The 16568-nt window shown below is 67.3% G+C and carries 11 protein-coding genes and 1 pseudogene; 7 read left to right on the top strand and 5 right to left on the bottom strand.

The window, feature by feature from the left end:
* Positions 1 to 177: 177 nt before the first annotated feature.
* From RTY46_RS02560 to RTY46_RS02545, 4 genes are all read left to right on the top strand, one after another.
* Positions 178 to 672 carry a sigma-70 family RNA polymerase sigma factor gene (locus RTY46_RS02560; protein ID WP_312706526.1) on the top strand — a complete coding sequence of 165 codons (495 nt, stop codon included), beginning with the start codon at positions 178 to 180 and terminating at the stop codon, positions 670 to 672.
* Between the two features lie 2 nt (positions 673 to 674).
* Entirely contained in the window at positions 675 to 1655 is a 981-nt protein-coding gene (locus RTY46_RS02555; RefSeq protein ID WP_312706525.1) for a FecR domain-containing protein, read from the top strand.
* A gap of 79 nt (positions 1656 to 1734) precedes the next feature.
* Entirely contained in the window at positions 1735 to 4506 is a 2772-nt protein-coding gene (locus RTY46_RS02550) for a TonB-dependent receptor (RefSeq protein WP_312706524.1), read from the top strand.
* Positions 4507 to 4533: 27 nt separating this feature from the next.
* Positions 4534 to 5661, top strand: a complete 1128-nt coding sequence (locus tag RTY46_RS02545; protein WP_312706523.1) for a cytochrome c peroxidase — start codon at positions 4534 to 4536, stop codon at positions 5659 to 5661.
* A gap of 6 nt (positions 5662 to 5667) precedes the next feature.
* Here RTY46_RS02545 and RTY46_RS02540 read toward each other — a convergent pair whose 3' ends face one another.
* Positions 5668 to 6492, bottom strand: a complete 825-nt coding sequence (locus RTY46_RS02540) for a DUF3014 domain-containing protein (protein WP_312706522.1) — start codon at positions 6490 to 6492, stop codon at positions 5668 to 5670.
* A 164-nt stretch (positions 6493 to 6656) separates the two neighbouring features.
* On the opposite strand from RTY46_RS02540, the pseudogene RTY46_RS02535 reads away from it, so the two are divergent.
* Positions 6657 to 7367, top strand: a pseudogene (locus RTY46_RS02535) (glutathione S-transferase).
* A 72-nt stretch (positions 7368 to 7439) separates the two neighbouring features.
* Here RTY46_RS02535 and RTY46_RS02530 read toward each other — a convergent pair.
* The 4 genes from RTY46_RS02530 to RTY46_RS02515 form a co-directional block, all read right to left on the bottom strand.
* The gene (locus RTY46_RS02530) at positions 7440 to 9047 is read right to left on the bottom strand and encodes a hypothetical protein (protein WP_312706521.1); all 1608 of its coding nucleotides are present in this window, start codon (positions 9045 to 9047) and stop codon (positions 7440 to 7442) included.
* Positions 9048 to 9757: 710 nt separating this feature from the next.
* Positions 9758 to 11476: a thiamine pyrophosphate-dependent enzyme gene (locus RTY46_RS02525; RefSeq protein WP_312706520.1), complete on the bottom strand. Its 1719-nt coding sequence runs from the start codon at positions 11474 to 11476 to the stop codon at positions 9758 to 9760.
* Between the two features lie 110 nt (positions 11477 to 11586).
* Positions 11587 to 12444, bottom strand: coding sequence for an SH3 domain-containing protein (locus tag RTY46_RS02520; RefSeq protein ID WP_312706519.1), 858 nt, complete (start codon positions 12442 to 12444; stop codon positions 11587 to 11589).
* 37 nt (positions 12445 to 12481) lie between these two features.
* The gene (locus RTY46_RS02515) at positions 12482 to 12958 is read right to left on the bottom strand and encodes a DUF3574 domain-containing protein (RefSeq protein ID WP_312706518.1); all 477 of its coding nucleotides are present in this window, start codon (positions 12956 to 12958) and stop codon (positions 12482 to 12484) included.
* Positions 12959 to 13199: 241 nt separating this feature from the next.
* On the opposite strand from RTY46_RS02515, the gene RTY46_RS02510 reads away from it, so the two are divergent.
* Together RTY46_RS02510 and otsB are read left to right on the top strand one after the other, a co-directional pair.
* Positions 13200 to 15632 (top strand): TonB-dependent receptor, encoded by a 2433-nt coding sequence (locus RTY46_RS02510; protein ID WP_312706517.1) that lies wholly within the window; start codon positions 13200 to 13202, stop codon positions 15630 to 15632.
* Positions 15633 to 15803: 171 nt separating this feature from the next.
* Positions 15804 to 16562 carry a trehalose-phosphatase gene (gene otsB, locus RTY46_RS02505; RefSeq protein WP_312706516.1) on the top strand — a complete coding sequence of 253 codons (759 nt, stop codon included), beginning with the start codon at positions 15804 to 15806 and terminating at the stop codon, positions 16560 to 16562.
* Positions 16563 to 16568: the final 6 nt, after the last annotated feature.

Raw genomic sequence — 16568 nt, 5'->3', positions numbered from 1 at the left:
CAAGGGTGGCTGCGACTGCATCCGGGGGTCGGTCAGGCTGCGGCAAGCATGCGCCCGCCCCCGTGGGTACCGCGTTGATCCAGCGCAATCGGTGGGCAAGGACTGGCACGGCTGGCCCGCCAATGCCATACTTGCGAATCATTCTCATTTCGATCCGTGCGCATCGACGCTCTACGCATGCACGCTTCCCACCCGCACCTGGCCACGTTGTACCGCGACCACCACCGGTGGCTGCGCGGCTGGCTGAGCGGTCGGGTGGGCAATCGCGATGTGGCCGATGACCTGGCCCAGGACACGTTCGCGCGGCTGCTGCTGGATCGCGATCTGGCCGCGCTGCGCGAGCCACGCGCCTTCCTCACGACCGTGGCGCGCGGGCTGGCCGCCAACTGGTTCCGGCGGCAGGCGCTGGAGCGCGCCTATCTGGAGTATCTGGCGCAGTTCCCCGAGCCGGTGCTGCCCTCGCTGGAGGAACAGGCGGTGGTGCGCGAGGCCCTGCAGCAGATCGACGCAATGCTCGATGGCCTGCCGGCGATGGCACGCAGGGTGTTCCTGCTGGCGCAGTTCGATGGTCTGCGCTACGAGGCCATCAGCGAGCAGCTGGGGCTGTCGCTGTCCACGGTGAAGCGGCACATGAAGCGCGCACTGATGGGCTGCCTGGTGCACGCCTGCTGAGCATGGCCGTCGATGCTGCAGGCGAGCGGGCGCTGCCGCCCCGTGTGCTGGAACAGGCCGCCGACTGGCTGATGCGTCTGCACGAGGATGGCAGTGCCGTGCAGCGCGCGCAGTGGCAGCGTTGGCACGATGCCGACCCCGACCATGCGCGTGCCTGGCAGCGTGCCGAACGGCTGCTGGCGCTGAGTGGCCAGGTGCCCCCTGCCCTCGCCCACAACGCCCTGCAGCGCCCGTCATCGCCAGGACGCCGCGCCGTGCTGCGCAGCATCGCCGCCCTGCTGGTCGCACCGTTGGGCGGCTGGCTGGCCTGGCGCCTGTACGACGATGCCGCCTGGGATGCCAGCGTGCGCACCGCCGTGGGCGAACGCCGCCGCCACGTGCTGGACGATGGCAGCGTGCTGCAGCTGGATACCGACACCGCCGTGGACATTGCCTTCGATGGCCAGCAGCGCCAGCTGCGGCTGCGGCATGGCCAGGTGCTGGTGGAGACCGCGGCCGATCCGCAGCGGCCAGCGCGTCCGTTCGTGCTGGCCAGCCCGGCCGGGCGGATGCGCGCCCTGGGCACGCGCTTCAACGTGCACCACGCGGCAGCGACCACTGCGCTGGCGGTATTGGAAGGCGCCGTACAGGTCGTACTCGCCGCGCGCGGCCAGCAGCGCGTCTTCGACGCCGGTGCGCAGGTCCGCTTCAGCGCCGATGCCTTCGAGCCCACGCAGGCGATCACACCGGCCATCGATGCCTGGCGCAACGGCATGCTGGTGGTCGATGCGCAGCCGCTGCGCCGCGTGCTGGAGCAGCTCGGCCGTTACCAGTCCGGCTGGCTGGGTTGTGACGATGCGATCGCCGCGCAGCCGGTGTCCGGCGCCTTCCCCGTGGATGATCCCGCGCGCAGCGTGGCGATGCTGGCCGCCGTCCACCACCTGCAGGTGCAGCGCGGCCCGGCGGGCCTGTGGACGCGCCTGCGCCCGCCCGCATCCCGTTGAGAGCCGACCTTCCACGGCGGTGACACTTTTTCCGCAGTGGGGTGGCAGAGGTAATGAATCCTTTCCTCGCGTGCCTTACATGCCTTCCATCACCCGAACCTTCCGGCTCAGCCTGCTGGCTGCCGCCCTGGCGGCCACCCCCGCCTTCGCCCAGAACGCCCCGCTGCAGGCGGTCGCCCCCACCGAGCAGGCCGAAAGCCCGCTGGGCCTGGCCCTGAGCACCTTCGCCGCGCAGCGTGGCATCGCCCTGTCGTTCGACCCGGCACTGGCCGCCGGCCGTACCGCACCGGCGCTGTCGGGTACCTTCAGTACCGAACAGGGCTTTGCCCGCCTGCTGGCCGGCACGGGGCTGCGCCTGCAGGCGCTTGCCGACGGCAGCTACACGCTGGCAGTGGCCGACGTCCGCCCCGCCGGCAGTACCCGCCACACCCAGCCCCTGCGCGTCGGCGGTGACCGCCAGGCCCTCAAGTTCGCCGAGGGCGTGCAACTGGACGAGGACTACATCCACGCCCAAGTGGCGGGCAACCGCGATATCGGGCGCCTGTTGCTGACCAATCCGGCCGCGCGCTTCGACAACACCCAGCTGAGCAATTTCACGCCCGGCAACATCAGCCCGGCCAACGTCAGCATCAACGGTGCGCCGTTCTACCAGAACGCGTTCACCGTCGATGGCATGAACATCAACAACGACATCGATCCGGCTGGCGACAGCTCGCCGTACCGGCTGTATGCCGCGCCAGGCAGCAGCCAGGCGCTCGCGCTGGACACCGACCTGCTCGAGCGCCTGGCCGTGCTGGACAGCAATGTTCCTGCCCGCTACGGCGGCTTCAACGGCGGTGTCATCCAGGCGGAACTGCGCCGGCCCAGTGATGAGTTCTCCGGCAAGTTCGGCTACACGACTTCGCGCTCGGTATGGACCCAGTACCACATCGCAGACAGCCTGAAGGAGGACTATGAAAACGCGTCGTCCTGGGGCGATGGCCAGCCTGAATTCAAGAAGGAAACCTGGAATGCCACCCTGGAAGGCAGGGTCAGCGACTCGGTGGCGCTGCTGGGCAACTTCACCCGCACCCAATCAACCATCCCGACCTACTTCTACTCGTCGCACCTGGTGGACACCTATGGGACCGACAAGGAGACGCAGCGCCAGCAGAACGACCAGGCCACGCTGAAGGCGGTCTGGGACGTCAATGATCGCCTGACAGTTGACGCAACGCTGGTCCATGCGCCATCGGAGAACAAGCTGTTCCGCTCCAACATCCGTGGCGCGGGCATCAACATCGAGGGCGGTGGCACCTTCGCCAACACCCGCGCCACCTGGCTGACCGACTGGGGCAAGGTGGAGCAGCGCCTGAGCTGGAGCCGCAGCGAACAGAGCCGCGATGCCGAGAGCGATGACTACTACACCTGGCAACGCTCGGAGACCAAGGACTGGGGCACCACCGCGCTCACCCTGGAAGGCGAATTCGGCGATGTGGAGCAGACCCAGCGTCGCCTGATGTACAACCTGGACGCCAGCACCGACCTCATTGAATGGGCCGGCGGCGTGCACACCTTCACCAGCGGCCTGGCGATCACCCGCGACGGCTACGACTACCGCCGCCTGAGTGAGAGCAGCACCTACACCACACCGGTGCGCACCAGCACCTGCACGACCTCGGGCGGCGTGCTGGCCGATGCCTGCGACATCGGCCTGACCACCTCCGGCTGGCCCGGCCAGTACCTCAGCCGCCGCACCCGCTACGCCGCCGGCCAGATCGGCTTCGACGTGGAGAACTATGCGGCCTACATCGATGACACGATGCAGTACGGCAATGTTGCCATCCGCCCCGGCATCCGCATCGAGCGTGACAGCTACATGGGCCAGACCACGGTGTCGCCGCGCCTTGCGATGAACTGGGCACCGCGGGAAGGCACGTTGCTGACCGCCGGCGCCAACCGCTACTACGGCCGCAGCATGGCTACCTGGAAGCTGCGCGACGGCATGAACCTGCTGCGCTACAACAGCGAGCGCCGCACCAGCCTGGACAGCGGCTGGACCGTGGGCACCCAGCCAGGCAACGACACCTACTTCGACCTGCACCGGATCGGCTACCAGGACGAACTGATGCTGGCCTGGGACCAGCAATGGGGGAACCTGCGCTCGCTGCTGAAGGTGGTCAACCGCAAGGCTTACGACCAGCCGATCAATGTCAGCGGCCGCAATGCAGGCACCACGCCGGATGACACCAACCTGACCAGCAGCTATCGCACCTGGGTCAGCAACGGTCGCGGCGAATCGACCAACTACAGCCTGAACATCGACACCCGCGAACCCTGGGTGCTGGGCGCGACCAGCACCCAGCTGCACTTCTCGGCAAGCTGGCTGGACGTGAAGCGCGCAGTCCCCACCTACGAGGACGAATCGGACCTGTTCTACCTCAATCCGATGATCCGCTACGACGGCCGCTACCTGCGCTACCAGGAAAAGCCCGCCGACAACTACGCGCGGCCGTGGTCGACGGCGCTCACGGCGATCACCCGGATCGAGCCGCTGAACCTGCAGCTGACCAACCAGCTGCGTTACAGCGCCGGCTACAGGCGCATCTACGACACCGGCCTCAACGAGGTCTACAAGGGTGAGTCGATCGACGTGTGGGAAGAGATGCGCTTCGCGCCGACGATCACCTGGGACATGCGGGTGCACTGGGAACAGGACCTGGGAAACAAGGGCGGCACGGTCTACACCAACCTGGACATCACCAACGTGCTCGACCGCAGCAACATCAACGGGGTGTCCTCGTCGGTGGGCAATGCGCTGTACTACGACATCGGCCGCCAGTTCTCGCTCGAAGTGGGCTACCGGTTCTGAGTGCCTGACCGTGGCTGACGCCCGACGATGAAGCGGCTGCACCCACTGCGCCTGGCCTTGCCCGTCGCCGCCCTGTTGCTGGGCGGCGCGGGCATGCCTGCGCCCGCACAGGACACGCCCTGCCCCGAGGTGCTGCCCGCACGCCCGGACGCGGCCTGCCTGCGCGCGCTCTACAGCAGCCCCGCTGCGCGCTGGCCCGCGCCGGAGATCGAGCCCGGCGTAGCCTGGCAGGAGCTGGCGCCGCTGCCGGCCCCGGTTGATCCTGCAGACAATCCTTCGACGCCAGCCAAGGTCGCACTGGGGCGGCGCCTGTTCTTCGATCCGGTGCTGTCAAAGTCACGGCAACTGGCCTGTGCAAGCTGCCACGATCCGGACCTGGGCTGGGCCGATGGCCGCCGCGTCTCGTTCGGCCACGACCGCCAGGCCGGCCGTCGCAACGCGCCCAGCGTCGCCACCAGCGCGCATGTAACGCCGCTGTTCTGGGATGGCCGTGCCGTGGCGCTGGAAGACCAGGCGCTGCACCCCATCGCCGATCCCATCGAAATGGGCTTCACTACCCAGGGTGCCGTGCGCCGCCTGCGCCGCGATGCGTCCTACCGCCGTGAGTTCAACGAGGTGTTCGCGCAGCCGCGCATCGATGCCGCCCAGCTCGCACAGGCCATCGCCGCCTTCGAGCGCAGCCTGTCACCGCGCAACAGCCGTTTTGATCGTTTCCTGCGTGGCAATGCGCGTGCACTGGACGATGCCCAGCTGCGCGGCCTTCACCTGTTCCGCACGCAGGCCGGCTGCATGAACTGCCACAACGGCGCGGCGCTGACCGACAACGGCTTCCACAATCTGGGCCTGCACTTCCACGGTCGCCCGCGGCAGGATCTGGGCCGCTACGAGGTCACCGCTGATCCGGCCGACAGCGGTCGCTTCCGCACGCCATCGCTGCGGGGCGTGGCAAACAGCGCGCCGTACATGCACAACGGCCTGATTCCGCGCCTGTCGGGCGTGCTGGCGTTCTACAACGTGGGCGGCGGGCGGCCGCGTGCACCGGCCTCACTGCCACCGGATGCGCCGCCCTTCCCGCTGCCTGATCCGCTGCTCAAGCCGCGCGGCCTCAGCCGCCAGGACCTGCAGGACATTGAAGCCTTCCTGCAGAGCCTGTAGCTGCCATCAACCGCGGGTGATCGCCGTGCGGATCGCACGCAGCTGCTGCTTCACCGCGCGCTCCTGCGTCGCATCCATGCGCAGCAGCGCCTTCTGCCCCACCGAGCGCGATTGCAGATCGGGATCGGCGAAGCGATAGCGGCCCCGTTCATCACGCACCACGGCCAGCGGTCGGGCCGGTTCCGGGGTTTCCAGCAGATGATCGATCACCGCCACCAGGCGGTCGTTGAAGTAGCCCTGCGGACGCCCGAGGTCGACGTAGGCCTGCTGGATGAGAGGATAGAAGCGCCTGTATGCCGTGCCCGCTGCCGCTGGATCAAGCGCGGTGAAGGCCTGCACATAGGGCGCGTAACGCGCCGCATTGCCTGCGGCAATCTGCTCGCCATTCCCGCCGGCTTCTACCTGCAGGTTGCCGGGCAGCGGCCGTGTGGCGAGTGCAGAAGGTGGCACACTGGTCTTGTCCAGGTTGTCCACGTGGGTGACCAGGCGTTGGATCAGATGGTCACGCAGCAGCAGCGCCAGTCCACTTTCGCCTTGGAACAGACCGCTCAGCGCGGTCCATGCCGCAGTATCGCTGTCTTCCATTTTCGGCAACGCCGGATCGGCAGCGGCATCGGTATCCAGCGGATGCTGGATGGCGGGTGTCGACGGTGCCGATTCAGCGGCGGGTGCCGGCGGGGGTGAAGCTGCCGAAGGTGGAGCGGCCTGGGTCGGCACCTCCACGCGATCCGCCAGACCCTGCCACTGATCGCGGAACAGCCACGCGCCCGCCCCACCCACCACCACTACGCCCAGCACCCAGGGCCACACCGCCCTTCCACTCTTCTGCATGATGCAGCACCTCGCTTTTCACGTGCACGACCGGAGTATGACCCGCTTCAGTGCACGCGGTTCCCACATTGTTTGGCCTGTGTTGTGCTTGGCATGAACGGCATGCTCACGCCTGCTTTGCGTGCAACGCGCGAGTCTGCTGACACTTCTTCGCGGAGATGGACATGCACTACGCGTTGTATTACTGGGCCGGCATCCAGGGCCGGGGCGAGTTCGTGCGGCTGGCGTTCGAAGATGCCGGTGCCGCGTACGAGGACATGGCACGCACCCACGGCGATGCGGTGATGGAACCTTTCCTGCACGGCCAAGCCGTGGGCGGCCAGCCATTCGCCCCACCGTTCCTGAAGGCGGGCCGGCAAGTGATCGCGCAGGTCTCGGCGATTCTGGACTTTCTCGGTCCCATTTTGGATCTGGTGCCGCAGGCGGCTTCGCGGCGGATGCAGGCGCTGCAGCTGCAGTTGACGATTGCCGACCTCGTCGCCGAAGTACACGACACCCATCATCCGATTGCTGCATCAAAGTATTACGAAGACCAGAAGGCGGAAGCCAAGGCGCGCGCGAAGGCCATGTGAGGCGAGCGCCTGCCGAAATTCCTCGGCTACTTCGAACAGGTGATCGAAGCCAACGGTGGCCGCCACCCGCTGCGCGAACACTCGTATGTGGATCTCTCGCTGTTCCAGTTGCTCAGCGGGCTGGACTACATGTTCCCCAAGCGCATGCAGGCCCTGGCGCCCACCCTGCCCCTGCTGCGGGCGCTGCAGGAGCGAGTGGCGAGGCGGCCGAACATCGCCGCCTACCTGGCCTCGGACCGACGGCTGGCGTTCAACACCAACGGCATCTTCCGCCATTACCCCGAGCTGGATCGCGAGACCTGACGCCGGGCACGGCCCGGCGCTACCTTCTCGCGCCCTTGAACGGTAGCGCCGGGCCATGCCCGGCGTTCGCATTCAATGTCCGGCGTCAGCCAATGGCTTCACCGGCTGCTTCTGCAGCGACAACAGCCCCAGCAGCACGGCCAAGGCCACGTAAGCGCCGGCGAACTGCCAGCTGATCACGCGGGCCAGGCCCTCCAGATTCCAGGGCAGGTAGATGCCACCGCGCGGATCCACCGAATGGATCAGGCCGAACAGGGTCAGCGCTGCCGCCACCAGCAGGAAACCGCAGGCACGGCGCAGGCGGCCATCCACCATGGCCGCTACCGTGGCGATCCACAGCATGGAGGTGATGATGAAGCCATTGCCCAGGGTGAAGATCACCGCCAGTTCCGGCAGGCCGTGGCCATCGACGGTGGTGAGCATGGCGCCCAGCGTTTCGGCCGAAATCCAACCCGGTGCCTTGATCGCCAGCAGATAGGCAGCCGACGGCAGGAAGCCGAGCACCATCGCACCGGCATGCTGGCGCGGCGTGGCCTGGAAGGCCTGGGTGGTGATGTCGATCGACACGTACACGATGATCGGCGCCAGCACGGCCAGCGGCAGCCACTGCACCAGCCCGGAGATGATGCCCAGCATGCCGCCGATACCGACGAACAGGCCGGTCAGCAGCGTATAGCCGCTGCGCGCGCCCATGTGCTTGTAGGCCGGCTGGCCGATGTACGGGGTAGTCTGCGCCACGCCGCCGCAGACACCGGCCACCAGCGTGGCAAAGGCTTCGACCAGCAGGATATCGCGGGTGCGGTAGTCATCGCCGGCGGTGCGCGCGCTTTCCGAAACATTGATGCCGCCTACCACCATCAGCAGGCCAAACGGCAGCAGCAGCGGCAGATAGGTCATCGCCGTGGGCAGGCCTTCGATGAAGCCCAGGGTGGGCAGCGGCAGCACCACCTGCGGCGGCACCCAGGCCGGAATGGCAAAGCCCGGCACACCCAGCCCGGCCAGGCCCAGCCCGTAATACAGCACGGTGCCGAACACGAAGGCCAGCAGTACACCCGGGCCACGCACCGGCAGCTTGCCCTTGGCGATCAGCACATACAGCAGCAGGCCCAGCGTGGTGAAGCCCACCAGCGGCGACCGCAGGGTTTCCAGCAGCGGCAGCAGGCCCATCAGCACCAGCGCGATGCCAGCGATGGAGCCCAGCAGCGCCGCCCGCGGCAACGCACGGGTCACCGCCTCGCCGAAGAAGGACAGGATCAGCTTCAGCACGCCCATGATGACCAGCGAGGCCATGCCCAGTTGCCAGGTGGCGATGGCCGCGGCGTGCGGGTCCAGCCCCTGCTGTTTGAACGCCAGGAACGCCGGGCCCAGCACCAGCAGGGCCATGCCGATGCTGGTGGGCGCGTCCAGGCCCAGCGGCATGGCGGTGACGTCGTCGCGGCCGGTGCGCGCGGCCAGCCGGCGTGCCATCAGGGTGTACAGCAGGTTGCCCACCAGCACGCCGAAGGCGGTGCCGGGGAACATGCGGCCGAAGACCACGTCGGCGGGGAACTGGAACATGCCGACCAGGGCCATGGCGATGAAGCCGAGGATGGACAGGTTGTCGACGACCAGGCCGAAGAAGCCATTGAAGTCGCCGGCGACGAACCAGCGGCGCGGTGCGGCGGAAGCGGGAGCGGACATGGAAGGGGCGGTGGGGGTGGGGACCGCCGATGGTAGGCCCAGCAGGGGCCAGGCGCCAATTCCCGGGTGGAATGCTGGGTTCCAGCCAACGGCGGGGCCCCTCGTGGCTGGGTTGGTCGTCGGAGCGGGATCCGCGGCTGGGCCGGGCGGGTAGGCCGCGCAGGGGACGCCGCAAGTACGTCCCTGTAAGCTCGGTCGCCGCATCCATGCGGCTAACGCCCCTGCGCAACCTACCCGCCCGGCCTCTCGTGGTTTCCCGCGCGCGGCAGCCACGGAAGAGAATCAAAAGATCAAAAGCAGGCTCCCGTTGTAGAGCCGAGCCCATGCTCAGCTGCCGTACGCGCGAGTCCTCAGCCGAGCATGGCTCGGCGCTACAGAAGATTTTTCGATCATGCATCCGCTATCCACGCATGGCGTGGATCCACCATGTCGACCAAGGTCGACACCTACCAGATCCCTCCGCGTGCCGACCAACGGTCGGCACCCACCAGAGCAGAATGCCGTTCCAACGGATCGCGGCCAACTGTCGAAGGCGGGGTGGGTCCGGTTGCGGGGGCGTGAGCCGCATGGATGCGGCGACCGAGCTTACATGGACGTACTTGCAGCGTCCCCCTCAACCGGACCCACCCCGCCAACCCACGGATAGCAGGCTTTTGCACTTGCTCTGGCCTCTGCAGGTGCAGGGCGCAGCCCTGCATCAAAACCCACCCTCACTTCTTCAGGAAGTTGTCCACCAGCAGATGCTTCACGTCGTCGAAGCGGCCGTTCAACACGGCCTTGGCCGCATACAGCGCCGTGCCGGCCACCTGCTTGGCTTCGATCTGCGGCGGCATCACCAGTTCGGCGCGGCTGGTATGCACGTCCAGCAGCGCCGGGCCGCGCTGGGACAGGAAATCCAGCACCGCCTCTTCCAGATCCTCGCTGCGGGTCACGGTGCGGCCATGGAAGCCGATCACCTCGGCCAGGCGGCCGAAGTCGGGGTTCTTCAGATCGGTGTAGTTGTCCAGCAGGCCTTCCACCTTCTGCTCCAGCTCGACGAAGTTCAGCGAACCGTTGTTGAACACCACCACCTTGATCGGCAGATTCTCCTGCACGGCAGTCAGCAGGTCGCCCAGCAGCATCGCCAGGCCACCATCACCGGACAAGGAAATGACCTGACGCCCGGGGAACGCCTTCTGCAGGCCCAGCGCCTGCGGCATGGCGTTGGCCATCGTGCCGTGCAGCAGGCTGGTCAGCGTGCGGCGGCGACCGTTCACCCGGATATGGCGCAGGATCCACACCATCGGTGAGCCGCCATCGGCAGTGAACAGCGCATCATCGGCCGCATGCCGGGACAGCAGCGCGGTCAGATGCTGCGGGTGGATCAACTCACCCTTGCCCGGCTGTTCTTCCTGTTCGCGCGTGTGCAACGCCTTGTCACGGCGGGCAATGCATTCGTCCAGGAAGGTGCTGTCATCGCGCGGCCGCAACAGCGGCAGCAGGGCATCCAGGGTGGGGGCGATGTCGCCCACCACACCCAGATCCACCGGATGACGGCGGCCCAGGTGGCTGCCATCACGGTCCACCTGGATGATCGTGGCCTTGTCCGGGTAGAACTGGCCCCAGGCGAAATCAGCGCCGAGCAGCAGCAGCGTGTCGCAGGCCATCAGCGTGTGGAAGCCCGATTCAATGCCGAAGATGCCGGTCATGCCCATGTTGTACGGGTTGTCCGGTTCGACGAAGTCCTTCGCGCGCGAGGTGTGCGCTACCGGCGCCTGCAGCCGGCGCGCCAGTTCGATCAGCTGCGCATGCGCGCCCTGGCAACCGGCACCGGCATAGATGCCGATGCGCTTGCCCTGCCCCAGCAGCTCGGCGATACGCTGCAGCTCGGCATCGGCCGGGCGCAGCACCGGCTGGGTGTAATGCACCGAGAACGGCACATCGTGCTTCACCTCGGCCTCGCTGATATCGGCCGGCAGGATCACCACCGCCACGCCGCGGCGGCTGATCGCCGCCTGGCACGCCAACGCCACTACGCGACGCGCCTGTTCCGGGCTGTGCACCTGCTCGCAGAACACCGTGCAGCTGGCATAGACCGCTTTGAAATCCACTTCCTGCGGAAATTCCATGCCCAGTTCGCTGGTCACGATCTGGCTGGCGATCAGCACCAGCGGCGCGCGGTTGCGGTTGCTTTCGAAAATGCCGTTGATGAAATGCAGGCCACCAGGACCGCAGGAGCCGGCGCAGGCGGTCAACTCACCGCTCACCAGCGAATCGGCACCGGCAGCGAAGGCGGCCACCTCCTCGTGCCGTACATGCACCCAGTCGATCTCACTGCGGTGCATGGCATCGGTCACGTGGTTCAGCGTGTCGCCCACGATCCCGTAACAGCGGCGCACGCCCGCCTGCTGCAGGGTTTCAACAACGATCTCGGCAACGCGCTTGCTCATGGGAAAAGCCTTGCTTGGGGGAGGACCCCGAGGCTAGACCCCACGCGGTGACGCTTCCGTAGGCATCGGCACGCTGCGCCCCATACATCGGTATAGGGCGCGCGCAGTGTTCAGTTCACGTTGATCCAGCCCAGCACTGCGCCGCGCTTTGCGTTCTGATAGCGCACCTGTACCCAGCCGTCGGCTGCATCGCGCAGTTCCACCCGATCGCCCTGCACCAGGTAGCGCTGGGTGCTGGCTGCACCAGGACGTTCGAACAGGAACAGGCGCGCCGGCCGCACCGTGGCCTGGATGCCGGGCACCGGCGATGGACCGGTGGGCGCGACCAAGCCATCGCCGATGGCGCTGTCCAGCACGCGGCCCTGGGCATCGAAGGTGCGCCACACCGCCAGCGGCCCTTGTTCGCCGGTGTGGTCGACCTCAAACGCGGCATCGAAGGCATCGCCCAGCTGCAGCACGTCCTCGGCGCGGTACAGATACAGCTGGGTGCCCGCGAAGCGGTACAGATCGGTGTACCACATCGGACCGCTGCGGCAGCTGCTGCTCAGCGTGCGCGTGGCAGCGTCGACGGTCAGGCCCATCAGGTTGCCGCAGCTGTCATGGCCATGGGTATCCGCCTCCAGCGCGCGGAAGCCGCCGCTGGCCGGATCGAAGCGATAGACCGCCACCGCTTCGTTGACCATGCCGACCGACGCCCGCGCCACCAGCTCGGGGCGCCCGTCGAAATCGATGTCTTCGGCCGACAGCCGCGAGTTGCCATCGGCGTCTGCGGCACCGGGCAATTGCAGGCGCTTCCCCGAGGGGGAGACAAGCACGTCGACGCTGCCGCCCTCCCTCACCTCGGCCTGCACCTGCACGCCCGGTGCCGGCGCGAAGCGCAGCGCAGCGTCGTCCTGTCCGGCCGCCTGCGCGGCCGGCGCCAGCAGGCCTGCCAGCAGCAGGCCCAACATCGCATCCCTGTCTTTCATCATCGTGGCCTGTGGCGCCGCCGTGGCGCCCTCCGGGTCAGAACGATACGTCAACCGCCTGCCGCGACCACAGCACCGACTGGTGCTGGGTCTGCTGCTTCCACGCCAGGCGGATCGCCTCGATGTCCGCACGGCGCTGCGGGCTGTCTTCATGCAGCACCACCAGCACCTTGGTACGCAGGCGATTGGGCGCCGCATCGCCACGGAACAGCCACTGCCCGTAGGCATCGAACACGGTCAGGCCATCGGGGAAGCGCGGGGTCACTTCCTTGTCTAGGAACGCGCGCCACTGCGCCTCGCTGATGGTGTCGGCCTGCGGGCGGTTGCCAGTGCCCTGCTCCTCACCCACGCCGAAGTACAGCTCGCTGCGCACCCAGCCGTGGCCGCTGGCCGGGCGGGCCGCGTCGCCTTCCAGCGCGGCGGTGGTGGTGTAGGCGCTGGGCGCCTGCGAAGACAGGCTGGCGCAGCCGCTGGTGGCCAGCAGTACGGCGAAGATCAGGCCAAGGCGTTTCATCAGGAACAACACTCCGGGGAAGGGGAACAAACGCGGTGAAAGGGCACGGAGGGTACACCCGTGCCGTGGTTGCAACTGCAACCAATCACTCATGCCGTTGGGGCATGAACTGATGCGATTGCAGCCGGGGCTTGCATCGCACCGGCTGCTCACGCGAAGATAATATATCGCTTCATCCGGATGGATGTAAGTGAAACCATCGCTTCCCCCCCTTCCCCACGTTGTCGCTGCTGGAGTCTGCATGTCCCCCCGCCTGTCCGCGTCGCCGCTCGGCCTCGCCATCGCGCTTGCGCTGTCCCCCGCCCTGGCTTCAGCCCAGGACGCCGCCACCAACCTGGACACGGTGATCGTCACCGGTACCCGTGCCGCGGATCGCACCGTGCTGGAATCCACCGCGCCGGTGGACGTGCTGACTGCCGAAGACATCCGCAAGGCCGGCGTGGTCAACGGCGAACTGGGCAGCGCGCTGCAGGCCCTGCTGCCGTCGTTCAACTTCCCGCGCCAGTCCAATTCCGGTGGCGCCGACCACGTGCGCGCCGCGCAGCTGCGCGGTCTGTCGCCCGACCAGGTGCTGGTGCTGGTGAACGGCAAGCGCCGCCACCACACCGCATTGGTGAACACCGACAGCAAGATCGGCAAGGGCACTACCCCGGTCGATTTCAACTCGATTCCGGTCAGTGCCATCAAGCGCATTGAAGTGCTGCGCGACGGCGCCGGTGCGCTGTACGGCTCCGATGCGGTGGCCGGCGTGATCAACGTGATCCTGGACAACGGCGGCGACGGTGGCGAGATTGAAGCCAGCTACGGCGCCAACCACACCGACCTGAAGCCGATCGGCCGCACCCTCACCGATGGCCAGACCGGCAACATCAGCGCCAAGGTCGGCACCTCGCTGGGCGAAGATGGCGGCTTCCTGCGCGTGGGCCTGGAATACAAGAAGCGCAACGGCACCAACCGCGCCGGCTACGATCTGATTCCGCCGTGGGACCAGACCGAGGCCAACCTGGCACTGCAGGGCAAGCGCAATTACGTGCTCGGCGACGGTGCCAGCAAGGACATCAACCTGTGGCTGAACACCGAAATTCCGGTGGGCAAGACCGCCACGTTCTATGCGTTCGGCACCTTCAACCAGCGTGATACCGAAGGCGCGAACTACTTCCGCTACCCCGACAGCGACGCCAACTGGAAGGAGGTCTACCCGAACGGTTATCGGCCGATTTCCGAAGGCGAGAACCGCGACGTGCAGGCCGTGGCCGGCGTGCGCGGCCAGTGGGCTGAGTGGAGCTACGACGGCAGCATCGATTACGGCCAGAACGACTTCACCTACCGCCTGCGTGATTCGATCAACGCCTCGCTGGGCCCGACCAGCCCGACCCGTTTCAAGACCGCCGATTACCAGTACGCGCAGACCGTGGGCAACCTCGATCTGAGCCGCGTGTTCAGCCAGAGCGACAGCATCACCCACACCCTGGGCCTGGGCGCGGAAGTGCGCCACGAGCGCTATGGAACCCGCCCCGGTGATCCGTACAGCTACGCCGCAGGCCCGTACACCGATCGCCCGACCGGCTCGCAGGCCGGCGGTGGCCTGACCCCGCAGGATGCGGCCTCGCTGGCCCGCGATGTAGCCAGTGCTTACGCCAGTCTGTCCAGCCAGTTCGGCGATCACTTCTCCACCGATCTGGCCGCGCGCTACGAGCACAACGATGATTTCGGCGGCGAACTGACCGGCAAGCTCGGCCTGCGCTACGAATTCACCCCGGCCTTCGCCCTGCGCGGTGCCATCTCCAACAACTTCCGCGCGCCGTCGCTGGCGCAGATCGGCTACGAATCCACCTCCACCGGCTATAACGCCGCTGGCCAGCTGGTGCAGGGCCGCCTGCTGTCGGTCAACAACCCGATCGCCCGCGGCCTGGGCGCACAGGACCTGAAGCCGGAGAAGTCGCTGAACACCTCGCTGGGCTTCACCAGCCGCATCGGCGAGCATTTCGACCTGTCGCTGGACTTCTTCCAGATTGATATCGACGACCGCATCGCGCTGTCGGAGAGCATCACCGGCGATGCGCTGACCGACTACGTGGCGGCCAACTACGGCGTCACCGGCCTGCAGAGCGCCAGCTTCTTCGTCAACGCCGCCGACACCCGAACCCGCGGTGCCGAGCTGGTCACCAACTGGCGCCAGGCGCTGGGCGATGGCCAGCTGCTGCTGACCGGCACCTACGCTTACACCAAGACCACGCTGAAGAACGTGCTGGCCACCCCGGCCCAGCTGCAGGCGCTGGATGCGGACTACGTGCTGTTCGGCATCGAAGAGACCAATACCCTGACCGACGCCACCCCGCGCAGCCGCGCCGGCTTCTCGGCCGCGTGGAGCAACGACCACTGGTCGCTGAGCAGCCGGGTGAACCGCTACGGCAGTGCCACCCGCGTGTTCAACTTCGGCGATGGCTACATTCCGCGCCAGACCTACCAGGCCGAATGGCAGCTGGATGCGGAAGTGGAGTACCGCTTCAACACGCAGTGGAGCGTGGCCATCGGCGGGCAGAACCTGACCGACAACTACCCGGACAAGTCCAACGACGATATCTACTACTACGGCAACCTGCCGTACGACGTGCTGTCGCCGATCGGCAGCAACGGCGCGTACTACTACGGTCGCGTGCGCTACACGTTCTGACCGCCATCGGCAGGTGCGGACCGTGGTCCGTACTGCCTTCGGTGCCGACCAACGGTCGGCACCTGCCTGTTGGCAACGGTCGGCACCCACCCGTACAACCGGCCACGCCATCGCAACGCCGTAGCCTGTCCTCGACCTGGCCTACACGCCGCCGCTGGCACCCTGCGGTGCATGGCTGAACCGCTCCCCCTGCGTCCGCCACCGCCGTTGCTGGACGACGCCTGCGCGTTGTTCCTCGACGTCGATGGCACCCTGATTGAATTCGCCGCACGGCCCGATGCCGTGCACCTGCTGCCCGACGTGCGTGAAGCCATAGGTCGCATCAGCGACCGCCTGGAAGGCGCCGTGGCTCTGGTCAGCGGGCGCCCGCTGGAACAGCTGGACCAGCTGTTCGCGCCCCTGCAGCTGCCCGCCGCCGGCCTGCATGGCCATGAAATGCGCGGCGCCGATGGCCGCGTGCTGCGCGATGACCACGACGATGACACCGGTGAATGGCTGCATGCCCTGCACCAGCAGGCCATGCGCTTTGCCCACGGGTATCCCGGTGTGCTGGTAGAGGAAAAAGGCGTGGGCCTGGCCCTTCACTGGCGCGGCGCCCCGCATGCCGGCGAGGACGTGCGCGCGTTCGCCGAACGCCATGTCCGCGGCCGGCCCAGCTACCGCCTGCAACCGGGCGACCATGTGGTCGAGTTCGTGCCGGTCGGCACCGACAAGGGCCGTGCCCTGCGCCGCATGATGCAGTACCTGCCCTTCCGCGGCCGCCTGCCGGTGTTCCTGGGCGATGACCTCACCGACGAATACGGCTTCGACGCCGCCAACGGCCAGCACGGCTGGAGCGTGCTGATCGGCGAACGCGAGCCCAGCGCTGCGGTGTTCGCCCTGCCTGACATACGCAGCGTGCACGCCTGGCTGCGTGAGAATGCCTATTGACCCCGG

Origin of the sequence: Stenotrophomonas sp., assembly GCF_032056425.1 — a bacterium.
Lineage (GTDB): Bacteria > Pseudomonadota > Gammaproteobacteria > Xanthomonadales > Xanthomonadaceae > Stenotrophomonas.
Note: the sequence above shows the minus strand (reverse complement) of the source record. Positions and strands in the feature narration are given on the sequence as shown.